This is a genomic window from Clostridium sp. CM041 (genome assembly GCF_055081035.1).
In genome coordinates this window covers 2,218,412-2,238,126 of sequence record NZ_CM143648.1, presented here as the reverse complement: position 1 = coordinate 2,238,126, position 19,715 = coordinate 2,218,412, and the positions used below count along the sequence as shown (strand labels likewise).

The 19,715-nt window shown below is 29.3% G+C and carries 20 protein-coding genes; 15 read left to right on the top strand and 5 right to left on the bottom strand.

The window, feature by feature from the left end; all coding sequences use genetic code 11:
• The first annotated feature begins 174 nt into the window (after positions 1 to 174).
• From ACWJJT_RS10435 to ACWJJT_RS10395, 9 genes are all read left to right on the top strand, one after another.
• The gene (locus tag ACWJJT_RS10435; protein ID WP_462954703.1) at positions 175 to 387 is read left to right on the top strand and encodes a sigma factor G inhibitor Gin; all 213 of its coding nucleotides are present in this window, start codon (positions 175 to 177) and stop codon (positions 385 to 387) included.
• The gene (locus ACWJJT_RS10430; RefSeq protein ID WP_462954702.1) at positions 366 to 1,814 is read left to right on the top strand and encodes an aminotransferase class I/II-fold pyridoxal phosphate-dependent enzyme; all 1,449 of its coding nucleotides are present in this window, start codon (positions 366 to 368) and stop codon (positions 1,812 to 1,814) included. The genes ACWJJT_RS10435 and ACWJJT_RS10430 overlap by 22 nt, the downstream gene beginning before the upstream one ends.
• Positions 1,815 to 1,841: 27 nt before the next feature.
• Positions 1,842 to 2,462 (top strand): dTMP kinase, encoded by a 621-nt coding sequence (tmk, locus tag ACWJJT_RS10425; protein ID WP_462954701.1) that lies wholly within the window; start codon positions 1,842 to 1,844, stop codon positions 2,460 to 2,462.
• Positions 2,463 to 2,477: 15 nt separating this feature from the next.
• Positions 2,478 to 2,807, top strand: a complete 330-nt coding sequence (locus ACWJJT_RS10420; RefSeq protein ID WP_462954700.1) for a cyclic-di-AMP receptor — start codon at positions 2,478 to 2,480, stop codon at positions 2,805 to 2,807.
• A gap of 57 nt (positions 2,808 to 2,864) precedes the next feature.
• Positions 2,865 to 3,809 (top strand): DNA polymerase III subunit delta', encoded by a 945-nt coding sequence (locus ACWJJT_RS10415; RefSeq protein ID WP_462954699.1) that lies wholly within the window; start codon positions 2,865 to 2,867, stop codon positions 3,807 to 3,809.
• Positions 3,810 to 3,904: 95 nt separating this feature from the next.
• Positions 3,905 to 4,816, top strand: coding sequence for a PSP1 domain-containing protein (locus ACWJJT_RS10410; RefSeq protein ID WP_462954698.1), 912 nt, complete (start codon positions 3,905 to 3,907; stop codon positions 4,814 to 4,816).
• Between the two features lie 11 nt (positions 4,817 to 4,827).
• Positions 4,828 to 5,031, top strand: a complete 204-nt coding sequence (locus tag ACWJJT_RS10405) for a heavy-metal-associated domain-containing protein (RefSeq protein ID WP_462954697.1) — start codon at positions 4,828 to 4,830, stop codon at positions 5,029 to 5,031.
• A 129-nt stretch (positions 5,032 to 5,160) separates the two neighbouring features.
• The gene (locus tag ACWJJT_RS10400) at positions 5,161 to 5,418 is read left to right on the top strand and encodes a YkuS family protein (RefSeq protein ID WP_462954696.1); all 258 of its coding nucleotides are present in this window, start codon (positions 5,161 to 5,163) and stop codon (positions 5,416 to 5,418) included.
• A 220-nt stretch (positions 5,419 to 5,638) separates the two neighbouring features.
• Positions 5,639 to 6,304, top strand: coding sequence for a LysM peptidoglycan-binding domain-containing protein (locus ACWJJT_RS10395; protein WP_462954695.1), 666 nt, complete (start codon positions 5,639 to 5,641; stop codon positions 6,302 to 6,304).
• Between the two features lie 153 nt (positions 6,305 to 6,457).
• On the opposite strand, the gene ACWJJT_RS10390 is transcribed toward ACWJJT_RS10395, so the two are convergent.
• On the bottom strand, positions 6,458 to 7,114 hold the full coding sequence (locus tag ACWJJT_RS10390) for a PIN domain-containing protein (RefSeq protein WP_462954694.1): 657 nt from the start codon (positions 7,112 to 7,114) through the stop codon (positions 6,458 to 6,460).
• 217 nt (positions 7,115 to 7,331) lie between these two features.
• Here ACWJJT_RS10390 and ACWJJT_RS10385 point away from each other — a divergent pair, with 217 nt between their 5' ends.
• The 6 genes from ACWJJT_RS10385 to ACWJJT_RS10360 all read left to right on the top strand — a co-directional run bounded on the left by ACWJJT_RS10385 (position 7,332) and on the right by ACWJJT_RS10360 (position 14,393).
• Positions 7,332 to 8,081: a tRNA1(Val) (adenine(37)-N6)-methyltransferase gene (locus tag ACWJJT_RS10385; RefSeq protein WP_462954693.1), complete on the top strand. Its 750-nt coding sequence runs from the start codon at positions 7,332 to 7,334 to the stop codon at positions 8,079 to 8,081.
• A gap of 54 nt (positions 8,082 to 8,135) precedes the next feature.
• Positions 8,136 to 8,978, top strand: a complete 843-nt coding sequence (gene rsmI, locus ACWJJT_RS10380; protein WP_462954692.1) for a 16S rRNA (cytidine(1402)-2'-O)-methyltransferase — start codon at positions 8,136 to 8,138, stop codon at positions 8,976 to 8,978.
• 115 nt (positions 8,979 to 9,093) lie between these two features.
• Positions 9,094 to 10,221, top strand: coding sequence for a C40 family peptidase (locus ACWJJT_RS10375; RefSeq protein ID WP_462954691.1), 1,128 nt, complete (start codon positions 9,094 to 9,096; stop codon positions 10,219 to 10,221).
• Positions 10,222 to 11,202: 981 nt separating this feature from the next.
• Positions 11,203 to 11,796, top strand: coding sequence for a DUF1836 domain-containing protein (locus ACWJJT_RS10370; protein ID WP_462954690.1), 594 nt, complete (start codon positions 11,203 to 11,205; stop codon positions 11,794 to 11,796).
• Positions 11,797 to 11,921: 125 nt separating this feature from the next.
• Positions 11,922 to 12,128 carry a hypothetical protein gene (locus ACWJJT_RS10365; RefSeq protein WP_462954689.1) on the top strand — a complete coding sequence of 69 codons (207 nt, stop codon included), beginning with the start codon at positions 11,922 to 11,924 and terminating at the stop codon, positions 12,126 to 12,128.
• 351 nt (positions 12,129 to 12,479) lie between these two features.
• Complete coding sequence (locus tag ACWJJT_RS10360; RefSeq protein ID WP_462954688.1) at positions 12,480 to 14,393, top strand: EAL domain-containing protein; 1,914 nt, start codon at positions 12,480 to 12,482, stop codon at positions 14,391 to 14,393.
• 80 nt (positions 14,394 to 14,473) lie between these two features.
• On the opposite strand, the gene ispF is transcribed toward ACWJJT_RS10360, so the two are convergent.
• The 4 genes from ispF to cls all read right to left on the bottom strand — a co-directional run bounded on the left by ispF (position 14,474) and on the right by cls (position 19,425).
• On the bottom strand, positions 14,474 to 14,941 hold the full coding sequence (gene ispF / locus ACWJJT_RS10355) for a 2-C-methyl-D-erythritol 2,4-cyclodiphosphate synthase (protein ID WP_216303296.1): 468 nt from the start codon (positions 14,939 to 14,941) through the stop codon (positions 14,474 to 14,476).
• Between the two features lie 1,025 nt (positions 14,942 to 15,966).
• Positions 15,967 to 16,746: a 23S rRNA pseudouridine(2604) synthase RluF gene (gene rluF, locus ACWJJT_RS10350; protein ID WP_462954687.1), complete on the bottom strand. Its 780-nt coding sequence runs from the start codon at positions 16,744 to 16,746 to the stop codon at positions 15,967 to 15,969.
• A 138-nt stretch (positions 16,747 to 16,884) separates the two neighbouring features.
• Positions 16,885 to 17,457 (bottom strand): anti-sigma-I factor RsgI family protein, encoded by a 573-nt coding sequence (locus tag ACWJJT_RS10345; RefSeq protein ID WP_462954686.1) that lies wholly within the window; start codon positions 17,455 to 17,457, stop codon positions 16,885 to 16,887.
• Positions 17,458 to 17,970: 513 nt separating this feature from the next.
• The gene (gene cls / locus ACWJJT_RS10340) at positions 17,971 to 19,425 is read right to left on the bottom strand and encodes a cardiolipin synthase (RefSeq protein WP_462954685.1); all 1,455 of its coding nucleotides are present in this window, start codon (positions 19,423 to 19,425) and stop codon (positions 17,971 to 17,973) included.
• Between the last annotated feature and the right edge of the window lie 290 nt (positions 19,426 to 19,715).

Below are 19,715 nucleotides of genomic sequence, written 5' to 3'. Positions count from 1 at the left end.
TATATTTATAATAATAAACAATATTTTATATAGCTATTTATGGCATAAAATGTAGATAAATATATTTTGAATTATTAAGTGGACAAAATAAGAAACCGTACTTAGTTGAATAAAATATAGTATAAGAGGCTATACTGTAGGTAGTTTTTAGTTAGCAAGTTTAAGGGGGAAATTATGAAAAAAGAAAAATGTATTATATGTAGAAAGCCTCTAAATGATGGTATAATAATAAATGGAAGAGGAATTTGCAATAATTGCGAAGGAAGAATTATAGAATCAAAGCCTAATACTGATTTTTATGAATATTACAAGAACTGTATAAGAAAGAATTTGGTGCAGTTTATACCAAGAGGAGTGACTAAGGATTGTCAAGATTACCACTTGTAGATGGAGTGTTAAAATATATAAAAGAAAAAAATGTTTCCTTTTGTATGCCAGGGCATAAGGGAGGGCTTGGGTTTTTTAAAACGATAAGAGGCAAGGAGCTTTACGAAAACTTTATAAAAGGAGATATTACTGAGGTCGATGGATTAGATAATCTTCACCATGCAGGAGGAATAATAAAAGAGTCTCAACAATTATTGAGTGAATACTATGGAAGTATTAAATCTTATTTTCTAGTGAATGGTAGTACTAGTGGGAACTTAGCTATGATTTTTTCATCCTTCAATGAGGGTGACAAAATCATTGTAGAGAGAAATTGTCATCGCTCGATATTTAATGCCATTATTATGAGAAAACTAAAGCCAGTATATATTAAAAATGAAATTCATCCAAAATATGATGTTCCTTTTCCTTTAGATAAGGAGCATTTTTCCACCTTAATTAATGAAAATAAAGATGCTAAAGGGATTATTGTTACCTACCCTAATTATTATGGTATATGCTTTGATTTATCATACATTATTGAAATTGCTAGAAAATATAATATTAAGGTATTAGTAGATGCCGCTCATGGTGCGCATTTTGGTGCCAATAAGTTATTACCCGAAAATCCTTTGAAAATGGGAGTTAATATGGTAGTTATGAGTGCGCATAAAACTCTACCTAGCCTAACGCAAACGGCTTTTTTACATGTAGGAAAAGGTACGGATATCAGTAAGGTAGATTTCTATGCAAGTGCCTTTTTAAGTACAAGTCCATCTTATATGCTTTTGTGTTCTATGGATTATGCAAGATTTTATCTTCAAGAGTATGGTGAAAATGATTATGAAGGGTTAATTAAAGTCTGTAAATTTAATAGAGAGAGAATCAATAGAGTAGGCAAATTTCATATTATAGGTGAGGAAGATTTATTAGATGCATCAGAGAATTCCACTAAAGATGGTAATAAGTATACTATGGATTTAACTAGGTATATATTAAATGTACCTAAGGGGTATAGTGGACATAAGTTATTAGAGTATTTAAGAATAAACAATATTCAAGCTGAAATGAGTGATAGTAGAAATGTAGTTTTAATATTTTCTCCCTTTAATAATCAGCAGGATTTTGAAGTGTTATACATAGCCCTGAAAAACTGTGATATGAACAATTTAAAGGGGAAATATGTAGAATTAATAGATTATGGTATGCCAATGCCAATTATGTACCCATATGAAGTAATGGATAGAGAAAAAACTATGGTAGAGTTAAAAAATTCAGAGGGGAAAATAAGTGCAGTAGCAATAGTTCCATATCCACCGGGAATACCTATTGTAATGCCTGGAGAAAGACTAGATGAGGATACTATAGCCGTTATAGAATATTACTTGCAATGCAATGTAACGGTACTTGGAATTAATGATGGGAAAGTAGCAACAGTAGAAAAATAGACTATTAATAGTGGTGGAGGGGATTGAATGGAAAGAGGGCGTCTAATAGCACTAGAAGGCCCAGATGGTTCAGGGAAAACTACTCAAATACAATTACTAGAAAAGCATCTGAAAGAATTGGGATTTGAAGTAGTAAGAACTAGGGAACCGGGTGGCACAGAAATTAGTGAGAAAATCAGAGAAATAATATTAGATAATGATAATTGTAATATGAGTTATATGTGCGAGGCATTACTCTATGCTGCGTCTAGGGCTCAACTAGTTAGCGAGGTTATAAAGCCAGCCTTAGACATGGGTAAGATAGTTATATGCGACCGTTTTGTATATTCTTCAATGGTGTATCAAGGCATTGGCCGCGGACTCGGATTGGAAAGAATAAAGAGCATGAATGAAGCCGCTTTAGATGGATTAGAGGCAGATTTAATATTTATGATTACTATCCCATATGAAGAAGGATTAAATCGAAAAAAAATGCAAAAGACTTTAGATCGTTTAGAAAATGGCGGGAATGAATTTCATAAAAAAGTTTTTGAAGGTTACTTAGATATTTGTAGGAAATATGGTAAAATAGAAGTAATAGATGGTAATAGAAATGTAGATGAAATACATAAAGATATAATAAACAGAATAAAAAAAATAAAATTATAAAAAGGGTGGGATTAAATGAAATTAGTTATTGCAATAGTACAAGATGATGATGCAAATGAGTTAATTGAGGAAATAACAGACAAGGGTTTTAGGGTTACAAAATTAGCTACAACCGGAGGGTTTTTAAAATCGGGAAATACAACATTACTAATGGGTGTTGATAAAGAAAAGGTAGATGAAGTTTTAGCCATTATCGAGGAAGTATGTAAGGAAAGAAAGCAAATAATATCATCACCTTCACCTGTGGCTGGTTCTACTGGAGTATATATGCCATTTCCTATTGAAGTGGAGGTAGGTGGAGCAAATGTATTTGTAGTTGACGTAGACAAGTACATAAAGGTATAACTAAGTAGAAGCAAGTATATATAAATCTATACTTGCTTCTATGTATGGAGGATCAAAATGAGTTTTGAGAGTATAATAGGTCATAATAGTATAAAGAATCAAATAAGTAAATCTATAGAAGCGGATAGGTTATCACATGCTCACCTTTTAGTTGGAGAGGGTGGAATAGGCAAAAGTATATTAGCTAAGAATATAGGATTAAAGGTTTTAGGAAAAAATCAAGATAGGCAATATGTTGATTTGGTAGAATGGAGAATAGAAAAAAACAAAAGTACCATAGGAGTTAACTCTATAAGAACTTTAATTGAAGAAATTAACAGAAAACCTTATGAAGGTGATAGGAAAGTTATTATTATTTACAATGCCCATAAAATGACGGTGCAAGCTCAAAATGCTTTTTTAAAAACAATCGAGGAGCCACCTAAAAACGTGATTATACTTTTATTATGTGAAAATCTTGAAGTTATACTGGATACAATAAAATCAAGATGCCAAATACATAAACTAAAGAATTTAAACGTAGATGAGATGGAAGAGTTTTTAAAAATAAATTATTATGATTTATCTTTAGAAGAGATAAGGGTTATTACAGCTTTTAGTGATGGAATACCAGGAAAGGCTGAAAAGTTTATTCAAGATAATAATTTCAAGGATATTAGAAACATTACCTTGGAAATATTGCTTAATCTTAATAAAGTTGGAACTGAAGAGCTAATTAAATATGAAAAAAAATTAGCTAATCAAAAAGAAAGTTTTGAAGAAATATTAACTGCATTTCTTTCGTATATTAGGGATACCATAATATATAAAGAAATTGAAGAAGAAGATTTAATTCTTAACATAGATAAGTTATTAAGTATAAAAGAATTGGCTAATATATTTTCATTTAATAAATTAAATGGTATTATAAGCATAATTAATGATACTAGGGAGAATTTAGTTAAGAACGTTAACCCGGGATTGACGTTTGAAGTAATGCTATTTAAAATGCAGGAGGTTTAACGACTTTTCAGAAGGAAAGGTTCCCACTTATATAAGTGGTAGTTAAATCTCCTTCTGAAGTCGTTAATATGCAGCTGCGAAGGAGATGATTTAACATGGTTACAGTAATAGGAGTACGATTTAAAAAAGCTGGTAAAATATATTATTTTAGTCCAAATGGTATAGATATTCAAAAGGAAAATAAGGTTATTGTTGAAACCGTAAGAGGGATAGAATTTGGAGAATGTGTTATTGGCATAAAAGAAATACGAGAAGACGATATAGTATCTCCCCTTAAATGCGTTATCAGAAAGGCTACAGATGGTGATGCAGAAAAAGACTTAGAAAATAAAAGAAAAGAAAAGGAAGCCTATGAAGTATGCTTAGATAAGATACATAAACATGAACTAGATATGAAACTCATAGATGTAGAGTATACGTTTGATAATAATAAAGTTATATTTTACTTTACAGCAGATGGAAGAGTGGATTTCCGTGAATTAGTAAAGGACTTAGCGGCGGTATTTAGAACCAGAATAGAACTTAGACAAATAGGAGTTAGGGATGAAGCAAAAATGATAGGTGGTCTTGGACCGTGTGGTAGACCTATGTGTTGTTCAACCTTTTTGGGCGAATTTGCACCAGTGTCTATAAAAATGGCTAAAGAGCAAAATTTATCATTAAACCCTACAAAAATTTCAGGTATTTGTGGTAGACTTATGTGCTGTTTAAACTATGAGCAGGACACATATGAAAGAATAAGGAAAACCTTACCTACTTTAGGATCCATAGTAGACACACCTTACGGTAGATCAGAGGTTATTGGGAATAGTGTTGTAAAAGAAACTGTGAAAATTAAGATAAAACTTAATGGGAGCGATGAAGAGATAGTAGAGGTTAAAATTGAAGACTTAACATTAATTTCTGGAAGATATGAAGATTCTGTTATTGTGGAGAATATTAAATTGGAATTAGATGGAGATGAGGAAGATTCATATGTTGTAAAAGAATTATTTAAAGATAACTAGGGAGGGGGAAGATGAAGTCAGTTATAAAAGTATACAATATGAATACTTCGGAGGATATTAGTAACATTAATGTAGCAGTATCAAATAATCAAGGGGTAGTTGCTTGCCAAATAAATAGTGTAAGTAAAGAAATAGAAATAATATATGATGATTATTTTGTTTCATTGGATAATTTAATTGAGTCAATTGAGGTAGTCGGGTATACAGTTATATAAAGAAACCAGAGAAACTTTCTCTGGTTTCTTTTCTTTGTTTTTTGCTATGTTAAAAAGTAAAGTATAAATGGATTATATGAATACACATTTTAGAATTGGAGATAATAATTTTGAAGGGAGGCATAAAATATGAAAAAATTAGCAGTACAAAAGGGCTTGAACCCAATTAAAGATTACTTGAGTGACGAGGGATATACAGTAAAAGAGTTTGATAATAGAAAAAAGAATGCAGGTAATTTTTTAAATAAATATGATGCTGTTATTGTTACGGGCGAGAATCAAGATATTATGGGTATAGAGAATACTATATCAAAAACTTCAATTATTAATGCAACTGGAATGACTGGTGAAGAAGTTAAGATGCAAATAGAAAAAAATAGTAAATAACAAAAAGTAATATATTGGGATATAGAGGCTGTTAACTTACATTCAAAGGTTAACAGCCTGTTTTTTTTTGAAATACATTTAAAATATGCTGATAATTTTTGCAAAAACATAAATTAGTTTTAAACAACAATAAAATATATTTGGAGGTATGAGAATTTTAAATTAAGTCAATAATTTAAATGTAAATCATTGACTAATAAATATGGAAGGGGTTTTAAATATGAGTATGAAAAAAGGAATAATTAGTATATCTACGATTGCTGTAGTAATGTTAGGCGTGTTTTTTTCTATAAAGTTTATTGGAGGAAGAGAAAATGTTGCTAATGTAAAATTACAAAATGATAGTATAGTGCAAAGCAATAAAATAATACCGGCAGATAATAATGAGACGGTAACAAATAAAAATACTCAAGGGGAAAGCACTAATGAAATGGATGCTGCTTATATAAATGACAAAACTAACGTTGGAATGTATACTGTTAAAGAAAATGACACAGTGTTTAGTATAGTAAAAACATATACACCTAGTCAGGACAAAAGCAAAATGGTTGAATTTATTAAAAGTAGGAATGGTATAAATGAATCTTACAAAATTGCAGCGGGTCAGAAAATAGTAATTCCTTATGAAAAAGCAATTCAAGCTTCGAATGATGTAGTTGAAAAAGCTAAAAAGGATAAAATAGCTAAAACGGATAAAACAGCTGTAGTTAAAAAATCTGAAACTGGTGACTACACTGTTAAAAGCAAAGATACATTAACTTCAATTGCCAAAAATAACATGACCTCATATAATGTGAAAAAGGCGATAGAAATGTTAAAAGAAACAAATAAAATTACAAATGAGGATGCTATAAAAGAAGGCACAATTATTAATATTCCAAAATAATAGCTATAAAAAAGAAGTGTAATTTTGATTCTCTCAAAATACACTTCTTTTTTATAGTGCAAGTAATTGATGCATTAAATCATCACTTGTGGAGTTACACAGCTTCGAAAAAAATGAATTAGCGACGGTAAAGTTGAAACAAATATTAGTTTGTTAAATCCTAAGTATTTGCATTTTACTACTTTCAGCAAAAATAAAGTCACCATCCAAAGTTAGTAAAAAGTCTATATTATTGTACTCTGCAGTAGCTATGTGGAAAGCATCATTTACAGATAATAAGTTTTCACACATGAATTTTTTAACTAGAGATATACACTCTTCAGGAATGTTAAGATATTTTATGTTTATAATTTTTTCTAGTTCTGAAATTATTTCTACGGACTTATTGTAATAGACATTTAATAAATTTCTTTTCATAGAATTTTTAGAAATATTATCAAAATACCTCTTATATGGAATATGAATAAGTCTGTCTTTTTTCTTTTCCTTTAATATTTTTGTATCGTGACGGCTAAAGCTATTTGCTATAGATCTGATGTTGACGGCTGAGTTATAGGGTCTATTATTGCTTATTTTACATTGGATGTCACTAATGAACAATTTATAAAGTATTTTATTTAAAACTTCTGCAGAGATGATACTGGTAGTGTAAAACTCACAACTTCCTTCAGAAAGTTGCTTTAAGCATGATAAACAATCACTATGCTTAATATCGTCATCATATATTAAGCTGAGCAAGAAGGATGCATCTAATAAAACAGAATTTTTATTGAAAACTATATTTTTAAAAGGATATAATATTAATTGCATTTTTAACCTCATTATAATCGATTATTATATAATTAATGTATATTCAACAATGTTTACTAATAGTAGTTTTATAATTAATTAGATTAGTGATAAATAAAATAAATATATTTATTATTTTATAATCTGTATTCTCTTGATTTAGCAACAAAAATTGAGGTATACTTCTTTTGTTGTTATGCATAAAGTAAATATAGATTTCATAGAAAGGAGATACATAATGGAGTTTTTAGGAGATGATGAAACTTTAGATGATCTTAATTTAAAGGGAATTCATGTTATTCAAAAAAAACATGCTTTCCGATTTGGGGTGGATGCAGTATTACTTGCTAATTTTGCTAAAGTAAGAAGAAATGCTAAAGTTGTTGATTTATGTACTGGCACAGGAATAATTCCTTTCATATTAGCAGGTAAAACATATGCAAGTAATCTAATTGGTGTGGAAATTCAAAAAGAATTTGTTGATATGGCGAATCGATCCGCACGATATAATAAATTAGAACATAAAATTAAATTTATAAATGGAGACTTAAAGGATATAGAACTCATTAAAAGTATCCCCAAGGTAGAAATTGTTACAGTTAATCCACCTTATAAACTTCAAAATTCAGGATTAATAAGTTTAGATGATAAGAATGCTATAGCAAGACATGAGATTTGTTGTACATTAGAAGATGTAATTATTGCATGTAGAGTTTTGCTGAAGGATAATGGACGGATGTATATGGTACATAGGCCGGATAGATTAGTTGATATTTTATGTGCTATGAGAAAACATAGAATTGAGCCTAAACGTATAAGAATGGTGCATCCTAGTGTAAATAAGGCACCTAACATAGTGCTCATCGAGGGACAAAGAGATGGAGGAACCTTTTTAAAATGGGAGCCCCCTCTTTATGTTCACACTGAGGATGGTGGGTATACTCAGGAAATTGCTGATATGTATAATTCAAATACAATAGAATATTAAATAATTTAAAGGTAGAGCCAATTAATGCAAATATTAAAGTAAAGGGTGATAAGAATGTCAGGAAAATTATACTTAGTTCCAACCCCTATAGGCAATTTAAAGGATATAACGCTCAGAGCATTAGAAGTGTTACAAAATGTAGATATAATAGCGGCAGAAGATACGAGGCAAAGCTTAAAATTACTAAATCATTTTAATATAAAAAAGCCACTTATAAGCTATCATCAACATAATGAACAAGGAAAAAGTCAAAATATAATTGAGCAGATAAAAGAAGGTAAAAATATAGCTATAATTAGCGACGCGGGATCGCCGGGAATATCAGATCCGGGAAGCGTAATAGTTTTAAAGTGTATAGAACAGAACATAGAATTCGTAGTGCTTCCTGGTGCCACTGCAATTACTACTGCACTTGTATATTCAGGACTTGATACTACAAAATTCATATTTAGAGGATTTTTACCTAGGGAAAATAAAGATAGAAAGCCTATTATTGATGATTTAATAAATAGGAGTGAAACTTTAATTTTCTATGAGGCTCCTCACAGACTCTTAAAAACTTTAGAATTTTTATATGAAAGTATTGGAAACAGAAAAATATCAATGTGCAGGGAACTTACAAAATTATATGAAGAGATAATTAGGTTGAGTTTAGAAGAAGCTGTGGAATATTATAAACAAAACGCCCCAAGAGGAGAATATGTATTAGTAGTTGAAGGTAAGAGTAAGGAAGATATAGATAAAGATGAAAGAGCTAAATGGGATTTACTAACTATAGAAGAACATATACAAAAACATATGGATGAGGGAGTAAATAAAAAAGATGCAATGAAAAAAGTTGCAAAAGATAGAAATATGCCTAAATCAGAAGTATACAAGCATTCATTGGAAATTTAACCTATGTTCCCAATGAATGCTTGGTCAAAATAGTGTTATAATAAAAATGTCGTTTTAAGAGTGAATAAATTATAAAAATACATATATATATTTTTTTTGATATGGGGGGATTAAGTTGCGTAAAAAAATAATATCGCTTATAGTAACAATTGGACTGGCCGCTACAATAAATATACAGGCATTGGCAGATCCATTATCGGATAAGCTTAGTAATCAAAAGGGCCAGCTTGAGGAGCAAAAAAACGAGTACAAGAAAATACAAGATAATGTTGAGGATATAGAAATTTCAATTGAAAAATTGGATTCGAGCATAGGGAAAATGGGCATAGAAGTGAACAAAACAAAAGATAAAATAGGCGAGACCCAAAAGCAAATAGAAAAAACAACAAAAGATATACAAGTTGCAGAGGCTAATATTAAAGAAGAAGAGGACTTATTTAATAAGAGAATGCGAAGCATGTATATGAATGGTGCGGATAGCTACTTGGAAGTTTTACTGGATTCTGAGGGAGTAGAAGATCTTATTTCAAGGGTTGACAACATTAAAAAAATTGTGGAATATGATAATAAAATTATTGGACAATTAACAGCTGAGAAGAGTAAAATTGAAAACAAAAAGGTTGTGCTTGAAGCTGAAAAAACTAAGTTATTAGTGTTGAAAACTGATAATGAAAATAAGATAGGCAAGCTTAAAGAAAAGAAGCAAGAACAAGATGCATTAATCAAGGAAGCTGAAAAGAAAAAACAATTATATTCTGGCAAAATTAGTGATGGACAAGCTACCGTAGATGCTACTATGAAGCAAATACAACAAATAAGAGACAATGCAGCTAAGACTGCTCAATCTAATGTTACTCCATCTAGAGGAGCAGGATCAGCATCAGCGTCACTTAGCTCTAATGCGATAGTTGCTTATGCAAGTAATTATTTAGGAACGCCATATGTTTGGGGTGCTGCTGGTCCTCAATATTTTGATTGCTCTGGTTTTATGCAACATATATATAATCATTTCGGAGTTTCATTAAGCCGAACTACATATACACAGATAAATGAAGGATCATATGTACCTAGAGAAGCTTTGCAACCAGGAGATTTAATTTTCTTTGGTTCGGCGTCAGATCCACATCATGTGGGAATGTATGTAGGAAATAACTCATATATTCATGCACCTCGTACGGGAGATGTGATTAAAATATCAGAACTAACACGAGGAGATTACCTTACTGCAAGAAGGGTTAAGTAATTTTAAATAAAAAACAGGCTATTTTAATAGTCTGTTTTTTTATTCACGAGAAAATTGTAAAGTTTGATTTTTATAAAACCGTAAATTGACCACAGAAAATATAACATGGATGATATTTTCTGTGGCTAATTATCGAATACTAATATAAACGAGTTCAAGAAAAATTGCAATATTAATAGCAAAAGAGGGAATAGAAAAGATATGTGGTATTGCTGAGGGGGGGTAATAAGTTTGAGTGTATAAAACATAGCTGACTAAAGCAGGAGTGGATTAGTCAGCTGTTTTTTGGGGAGATTAGATAGTATAGGGAGGGTTAGTTTGCAAGTGATTTCAGATATAGCTAAAATCACTTGCAAACTATAATAATTTATTTAAATAAGATAAAAATCAAATGGCAGAAAAAGATAAAAATTGAAAGTAGAAAAATAATTTAATACTCTTTTCTCCACACAAGGATTAACAGTTTATGAACAGGTGATAATGTATAATGTGGATAAGAAACTTGTCAGAATTACTTTTAATATGTAAATGCTTTTAAACAAGGCTTTCCGTGTAAATTAAATTGTCCACAGCTTCTGTTGATTAAATGTTAAAAACAGTGGATAACTTAATTATAATGGTTAAAATTTAGATGTTTGCAATATTAACTGTGAATTAAATCAAATTGCATAACGAGAATCTTGTAAAAGAGTAGAGTATATTGCGTATTATAAATAATGTTAAAAATTAGTGGGTTTTCAAACTAATAATTTATATTAACCGCTATTTATTATTAAAGTATACAGAGCAAAGAAAAAGTAAAATTAATATTTTAATAGGCGAATCTAAGGTTAGTTATTTTCAAATTTCTATAGAAATAATGCAAAACATAAAAAAATAGAAAATAACTTGTAATAGTATATACATACCTTATAATATAGTTATATGCTCAAGACTAGAAAATATATTTTATTTAGTAAATTAATTTTTGGAAGGTGATAAATGGTGGATAAGGCTAAATTTACTCTAGATAATATAAGTTCATTATCAAAATCGATATCCGAAAACAGCATAATTATGTATGAAGAATTACCTCAGTACGATTTGTTTTTATCTCAAGTGATTGATTACTTAAATGATAAATTTGATGCTGATAATTACACCAATAATATAGTACAGAATTATATAAAAGGCGGAGTTATATCTAAGCCAGAAGATAGTAAAAAGAGAGGCTATACAAAGTTACATCTTGCCCAATTAGTGTTACTTAGCTACATGAGACCTATACTTACAGCAGAGGAAATTAAGAAAGTCTTTAGGCTAGCGTTCAATGAAATTAATGATAGAGATGATGATATTATTTCATGGGAAAAAGCCTATAAAATTTTCTCTGATATGCAAAAAGAAAGCCTTAATCATTTCGTAAAAAATCAGTTTTGTGATAAATCAAAATTACAAAGTATAATTAATGATTTAGATTTAAAAGAAAATGATGAGGAAAGAATAACAGTGTTTTTAGTTGTAATGACATTGGTATCGCAAGCTAGTGCAATAAAAAAATTAATAAGAAAAATTGTAGATGATTATGAAAATTAAAAAATAAAGAGGTGTATATTAACTATATCTAAAAAAATCAAAATTAATAACATTTTCAGCATAAATAGTAGTACACCATAATATTTATTAACTATAGTTAATAAATATTAAAGGGGTAGATGGATATGATTGATAAGATGCCAACATTAATTTATGATCTGTGTGGGGACAAAGTAGAAGTTATGAATTACACGAAAGTTTTTTTTGAAAATGAGAATGAAGAGGGTTATGTGCTTCATATAGAGCAACATGATAGAGTTACATCTATAAGTGAATTTGATTTAGAGAAAAGAGAAGATAAGTATTATTGCACTAGGAAATTGTTTAGTTAACTAAATTTTTGAACATAGTTTTAACGACATTTATTTAATCACACAAGCTTTATAATTAATAAAGCTTGTGTGATTTTCTGCATTTATAGTAATATTATATATTTGTAGTATAATCAAATAATGATAAGTATATTTTAGCTTATAAAATAAAAAATACTCTTTATAAATATAAGGGTGAATTAATCGATAAATAGTGTAAATCATATATTTCTAGTGAAATTAATAAGTTATACACTGTTAACTTAACTGGAAATGGTTTATAATTTATAAAATTAACATATGAAATGCAATAAGTCTGGATAAAGGTGTGTTTAGCTATAGTGTAATAATAATTGGTGTAGGGGGTAAAATATGCTAAGCCAGAAAGAGAAAACAATGATTTTAGAAAATTTTGCAGAAGAAAATCAACCTATAGAAATAATAAATAAGTTAAATGATGGACAATCTGAGGCGGCGGTATATACTGTGGAATTTAGTGAATCGCGTAAATTAGGAGTTGTAAAAATTCAGGAAATGAATGAAAGCGGATTACATAATAAAGCATTTTTGCAAGCGATAGAGAATGGAATTGAAGGATATATTCCTAAAATTATTGATGAAGTGGAAATACAATGTGTAAATAATTTAAAGAGATTTGGAGTTTTATATGAATTAGGCGGAGATAATGTACTGGGAATTAAGACATTGAAATATTCAATGGAAAATGAATTAGCATTAGTTAAACAGACTTCAGAACAAGTAGCTAAATTTTTATATAATTGGAATAAACCTCATACATCTGAAATTAAATCTCCTATTGATATAATGAAAACTTCTTTAGGTTATAGATTTATGGATGAGAAATTTATAAAGGGTTTTGAAACATTAATGATTGATGAAGATAAAAAATGGTTAGTAATTGATGGAGTTGATAAATTCTTCCCTAATCCATATAAATTTTTTGCAGATGAAAAGGTGTGGTGTGGTCGTAAAATAAAGTATTTAGATTCATGCATACATGGTGATTTGCACGGAGGAAATATAATTGTTTCGGTGAAAAAACCGTCTATTATCGATTTTGGAAGTTACCAACTTCATAGTAATATTTTTTATGATACAAGGTATTTAGAAATACATTCTTTAATGGACTATTTAAAATTCGATAACAATAAACAAAGAAAATTTTGGATTAGTTTATGTGAGGAATTAACAAGGAATGTTAAATATGTTGATATACCAGATGGAGAGGGAGCCAGTATATTGAGAGATATAATACCAGAATTAAGACATGGTATAGACTATTTGCTCTCGGATTCTAGAAATAAACTATATGAGCCATCTTTTTACTTAGCTGGAGTTTCTGCAGGATTGAATTTCATCCGTAAAGCAAAGGATGAAAATAAAAGGATGGCAGCAATGATATATACAATGTATAACTTAAGAGCAGTTTTAAAGCATGAACTTATAGATTTATATAATCCTAGTTTATCATCCAGCACTAGTGTTCAATGGTTTTTAGATGAAGCTTCAATAAGTGAGTTTCTAGATAATGATTCAATATATAAAATTGACGAAAAGGCATATCACATTTCGGGTATAATAAAAAATAAGTCTATAGAGCTTACAGTTGAGCCTATTATAAACTTAAACAGTGGTAGGGTTAAATCATTAGAAATACTAGTTAGGGATTCAAGATTAGAATTTTTCCCAGATGAAATGTTTGAAAAAGCTAGACTTACCGGGGATTTGGAAAACCTTACTATGCTAGCTTGTGACAAATTAAATAACTATCTAAACAAACTTGAACCATTTATTGAAGAAGGATTATTTTTTAAGATTCAATCGGATACAACTAGGCATACTATAAAAAAGGTTATAAAGAAATTGGAAGGGACAAACTTAGTTTTAGAAATTACACAACGTATACCGAGAAGTGCATTTTGGCGTAATTTTGCTGATGAATTAAAATTTAAATTAGCTATGGATAACTTTGGAGAAGGTAACTCTAATATGGTAGAATTAATAAAGATGAAGCCACATTTTATAAAAATTTCTCAGGAAATAGTAAAAGATGTGCATAAAGATGAAATAAAAGCATTGATGATAGAACATATGGTTAAAATGGGGATAAAAACAGGAATGAAGATTATAGCCGAGGGAATACGAACCTTGGAAGAAAAGGACAAGCTAATGGAACTAGGTGTTGAATATGGACAAGGTACTTATTTTTCTTCAGCTATGCTTATTGATCATGCAGATTATGGAATTTGGAAACAAGGATTTTAGAATTTTAACGACATGTCAGAAGGAAGTCTCCCACTTCTATAAGTGGGAGTTACAGACCCTAACAAACAGAAAATAAAATTTTATTTTAAAAGACAGATGGCATTAGAAGAGATCCCTTCTAGGCGGCCAGTAAAACCAAGGCCTTCCTCTGTAGTAGCTTTAATGTTAACTTTATCTATAGGTAATTGTAGCGCAGTTGCAATATTTATTACCATAGGGGGTATATGGGGCGCCATTTTAGGGTTTTGTGCAATTATTGTAGCATCAATATTTTCGATTATGTAATTCTTATTTTTTATTAAACTGCCTACATATTTAAGTAGGACAATGCTAGACATGCCTTTATATTTAGCATCAGTATCGGGGAAATGATTTCCAATGTCACCAAGAGCCGCAGCACCTAAAAGAGCATCTATGATAGCGTGAACAAGAACGTCTGCGTCTGAATGCCCTAGTAATCCAGCCTCGTGCGGTATGGTTACTCCACCAAGTATTAAACTTCTACCCTTAACTAATTTATGAACATCATAGCCCATTCCAATTCTCAAGCGAATTACCCCTTTTCAATTTAATTTATAAATATTTTAAATATATAGAAATGTAGCAGTAGGAATATATGCTTTTCTTTATATAATATAGCATTTCATGAGAAGGTAATCAAGAAAATTTATTAGAGTAACATATTAAAATAAGTAGTGAGGCACTCGCGCATCTTAGTAATAGGAAAGATGATGAGAAAATAGCAAATAAATTATTAACATGTTATCCACAAAACTGTGGATAGTGTGTATAACTTAATGATAAAATTTTGAAATATATTATTTAAAATGCAAGCATTTACAAAAAATATTCTAAAAACGCCTATAATAAATACTATATAGTATTCATTAACATCAACCCCACACATTATCCACAAAAAAGCTGTGGATAATGTGTATAAGCCTTAAATGTTTTATAAAAATTTACAAAAATATACATAGTTTTAGTGTGTTTGTGGATTAGTAAATATTAATGTGTACAATCTGTTAGTCTAAATAAAAAACAGTAAAAGATTTCAAATTATTAGTAAGTTTATGAAAATAATAGAGTGAAATATAACACCATATTTATAGAAAAATAGAAATATAATTACTTAGAAAGAATTTTAAAAGGTTGCGAAAGAGTTATCAGTTTTTTAATGATAACTATAACAAATGGCCTAGTAGCGTGATTAATCACCATAAATGTAATTAAAATGTAATATCTATAAAACAGTAAAAAATTAAAAAGATCTAGAATTGTAGGGAGCCCATAGAAGAAATTACTTTGAGTTAGTACGAAAAATATTGGATAATATCTCATAGAAAAAGACTAAAGAAGTATTTGAAGTTAAGGGAAATAAACAAGTAATTACTAATAATTTTAAAGATATATTTACAAAAAAAAGCAGAAGTTAAATAAGATAGTTATTATTAAATAAGACTAACAAGTTATACACATTTTCTGTGTGAATAATGTTGATAACTTTTATATAAGCCAAAAAGCACACAAATTTGTGTGCTTTTTAACTACATTTAAGCATAGAAGATAATGGTTAAGCATTTTCAGTTTTAATAGAATTAGAAATTAACTTATTAATACCGACAAGTTCTTTTGGCGTTAGATATCTCCATTTCCCAAGTGGCAAGTTATCTATAGAAACATTCATAATTCTAAGCCTTTCAAGTTTAACAACAGCATACCCTAAATGCTCACACATTCTTCGTATTTGACGGTTAAGTCCCTCTGTTAAAATTATTTTAAAAACATATTTGCTTTCTTTTTTTACAAAACATTTTTTAGTTATAGTATTTAGTATAGGAATACCATTTGCCATACTCTTTATGAAATTAGGGGATATAGGTTTATCTACAGTGACAATATACTCTTTTTCGTGGTTATTACCTGAACGTAAAATTTTATTCACAATGTCTCCATCGTTAGTTAGAAATATAAGACCTTGAGAAGGTTTATCAAGGCGACCAATGGGGAAAATTCTTTTTTTAAAATTTATAAAATCTATGATATTTCCATTAACTTTATGCTCAGTAGTGCAGGTTATTCCAACAGGTTTATTGAAAGCTAAGTAGACAAATTCTACTTTATGTTTTAATGGTTTACCATTTATTTCAATGTGATCAGCTGCAGATACTTGAGTGCCCATTTCAGGAATTTTGCCATTTAACGTGACATTGCCTTTGTTAATAAGTTTATCTGCTTCACGTCTAGAGCAAAAACCTGTTTCACTTATAAATTTATTTAATCTAATTTTTAAAGCGCTATTTTCATAGGGCTGAATAATGTTTTTTTCTTTTTCATTAGGTGTGGTTTTCATTTTGCACCGTCCTTTGGAATTATAAAATAAGATTAAGGTAAGCAGCTCATATTATATGGTTAGATCATCTCCTGTGGAGATTAAATGTCGTTTAATAACCATACAAATAGTTGTAAGGATATCTTAAGCGCGATATACTTAGTCAATTACAGCTTGACCATTATTATTTAGTGATACCTTAAAATTATGTGTACCAGCATACCTATTAAACTCAGTTAAGTTAATTGGAGTTTTATTTTTATTTTCAGAAACAAATATATAAATTTTTAAACCGTCATCCGCATGTGCTTTAGTTAGGTACTTTTGTTTAAGTGATTCATCTAAAATTAAATGAAGTGCTTCATCCAAGGATTTATTTTCTAAATTTACAAGTTGTTTTATTTTATAGCCTCCAGGACTTCTGCCTTCTACTTTTGTAATTTTATTTGATCCATTTACCTCCATTTTTAGAGAACAATTCATGTCGACTATAACAGAAAAATTATATCTATTATCCAAATATAACTTTCTTATTGAAAATAAAAGTAATAGGATGCAAGAAATAGCCAATAAGTACTTCCAAACGGAAATATTTCGAAATTCTTTACCCACATATAGTTCGCCTATTTTAGGATCAGCCGTATGCTTTTCAAGAGTTACAAATTCATTCTTTTCCGTTATGATATGGACCTTATTTTTTTCAATATTAATTATTTTACCAGATTTTTGCATAGTGGCACCCCTTTTATACGATAATACCCATTGATTTTATTTATATGCTGTAAGTATATTTAAAAATAATAATGGATTGGAACTTATGCCTGTCACGTTTATTGCGAGGATGTAAACTTAAGTAACTATTTACAGGAGAATAAATGTATTAAATCATCTCCTGCGAAGCTGCATATTAATGACTTCAGAAGGCAATTTATACTCCCACTTATAGAAGTAGGAGACTTTCCTCATGAAATGTCGTTAAATTAATTTTGAAAATTAAAAAGGTTGATAATCATTATATTGACGATTTAATGAAACTAAAATATACAGAGTATGCACTAAGTTTCAATTATTATTATTATATCACATGAGAAGTTATTAATAATTCCAATAGTTCATAAAGATAAGAAATATGGATTAGTGATAATGCTAAATCATAAAAGGGCAGCATACAATGAAATTAAGAGAGTTAATGACTTCTCGTTTGTTATTTAGTATATATTTTAGGCGTAAAATAAATTAGGCATATTACAATATAGGAGAAAGTAATCTCGAAATAGATTCCTTAAATTTAACACTAAAACTTCTATTAACATATTTTTCGAGAGTTAATTCATCGCAAAATTTTAAATCATCCATAAAAAAACGTTCTAAGTCGGAAGTTATTTCTTTATCATATATAAAAGCATTAATCTCGAAGTTTAAAGTAAAGCTTCTAATATCTAAATTAGCGGTGCCTATGGAGCTTATAGACTTATCAATAGAAAGAAATTTACTATGAAGAAAGCCCTTAGTGTAGGTATAACATTTTACGCCTGATTCTAGTAGCTCTCCCATATAAGATGTAGAAGCCCAATACACAAATGGATGATCTGGTTTACTCGGTATCATTATACGAACATCGACTCCGGATAAGGATGCTATTTTTAAAGCTTCTAATATACTGTCATCTGGAATAAAATAAGGAGTTTCTATAAAAATATTGGTTTCAGCTTTGCTAATCATTTTTAAATATCCATTTCTAATAGACTTCCAAGTGGAATCAGGGCCGCTTGAAACTATTTGAAGGCCTGTATTTCCAAGGTGAGTTCTGTGAGGGAAATACTTGTTATCAAAAACTGAATTTTCATTGGCGGCAAATCTCCAATCCATTAGGAAGTGCAATTCCAATGCATCTATTGCATCGCCCTGTATGAATAAATGGGTATCTCTCCAAAATCCAAATTTTTTAGAAAGTCCTAAATATTCATCACCAATATTAAAACCGCCTATAAAGCCATATTGACCATCGATAGTACATATTTTACGATGATTTCTAAAATTTACTCTTAGATTTATATAAGGAACAAAGGGTGGGAAGAAACAAACAACTTTTCCGCCAGCCTCAATTAGTGGAGCGAAAAAGCTTTTAGGCACTTTAAGGCATCCCATACCATCATAGAGTAATTCTACCTCCACCCCTTCTTTAGCTTTTTCGGATAAAATTTCAAGAATACTTCTTCCTAGATTATCATTTTGAAATATATAATACTCCATATGGATATATATTTTTGCATTTTTAAGGTTTTCTTTAAGTTGATCAAATTTTGATTTACCATCAGTAAATATTGTTACCTTGTTATTATTAGTGTAAAAAGAATTATCACTGCAAAGATTAAGTGTCATAATGTCAGAATATTTACTTAAAAAAGGATTAGCTTTAATTAAATATTCATTAGTTAAGAACTCCTTTTGTTTATCAATAATTGAGGTAAGATTCTCTTTTTCTTCTTTTTTTAGAGAAAATAATTTTTTTCTTTTTAAATTTTGGCCAAGAAATAAGTATAGAATAAATCCTATGGTAGGTAAAAATAATAATACCATAAGCCAAGTCCAAGTGTTTGCAGGATTTTTGCGTTCAAGAAATACAACTGCAAAGGCGAAGAGGATATTGATAATAAATAATAAATTTAAAAAATGTAATAATAGTTCATTTGTAAACATATGTGCCTCCAAAAATTCGTTTTATCTTATAATGATAGTATACATATAAAAGCGTATAAAAAAACATTAAAAGTACGTATAAATAGAATATCTATTTTTTATCAAATGTTTTTGAGTAAAATAGAAATATTTCAATATTATAATTTATATTATTAAAGGAATAGCGAGTTTTATGGTATAATAAAATTAAATTGCTGAAATCAACTTATGTGAAGAATATGCTTTGAATTGAATTGATGAATATATTAATAATATGTATTGTTTTTTTATTTGTGCATGAAGATTTATAC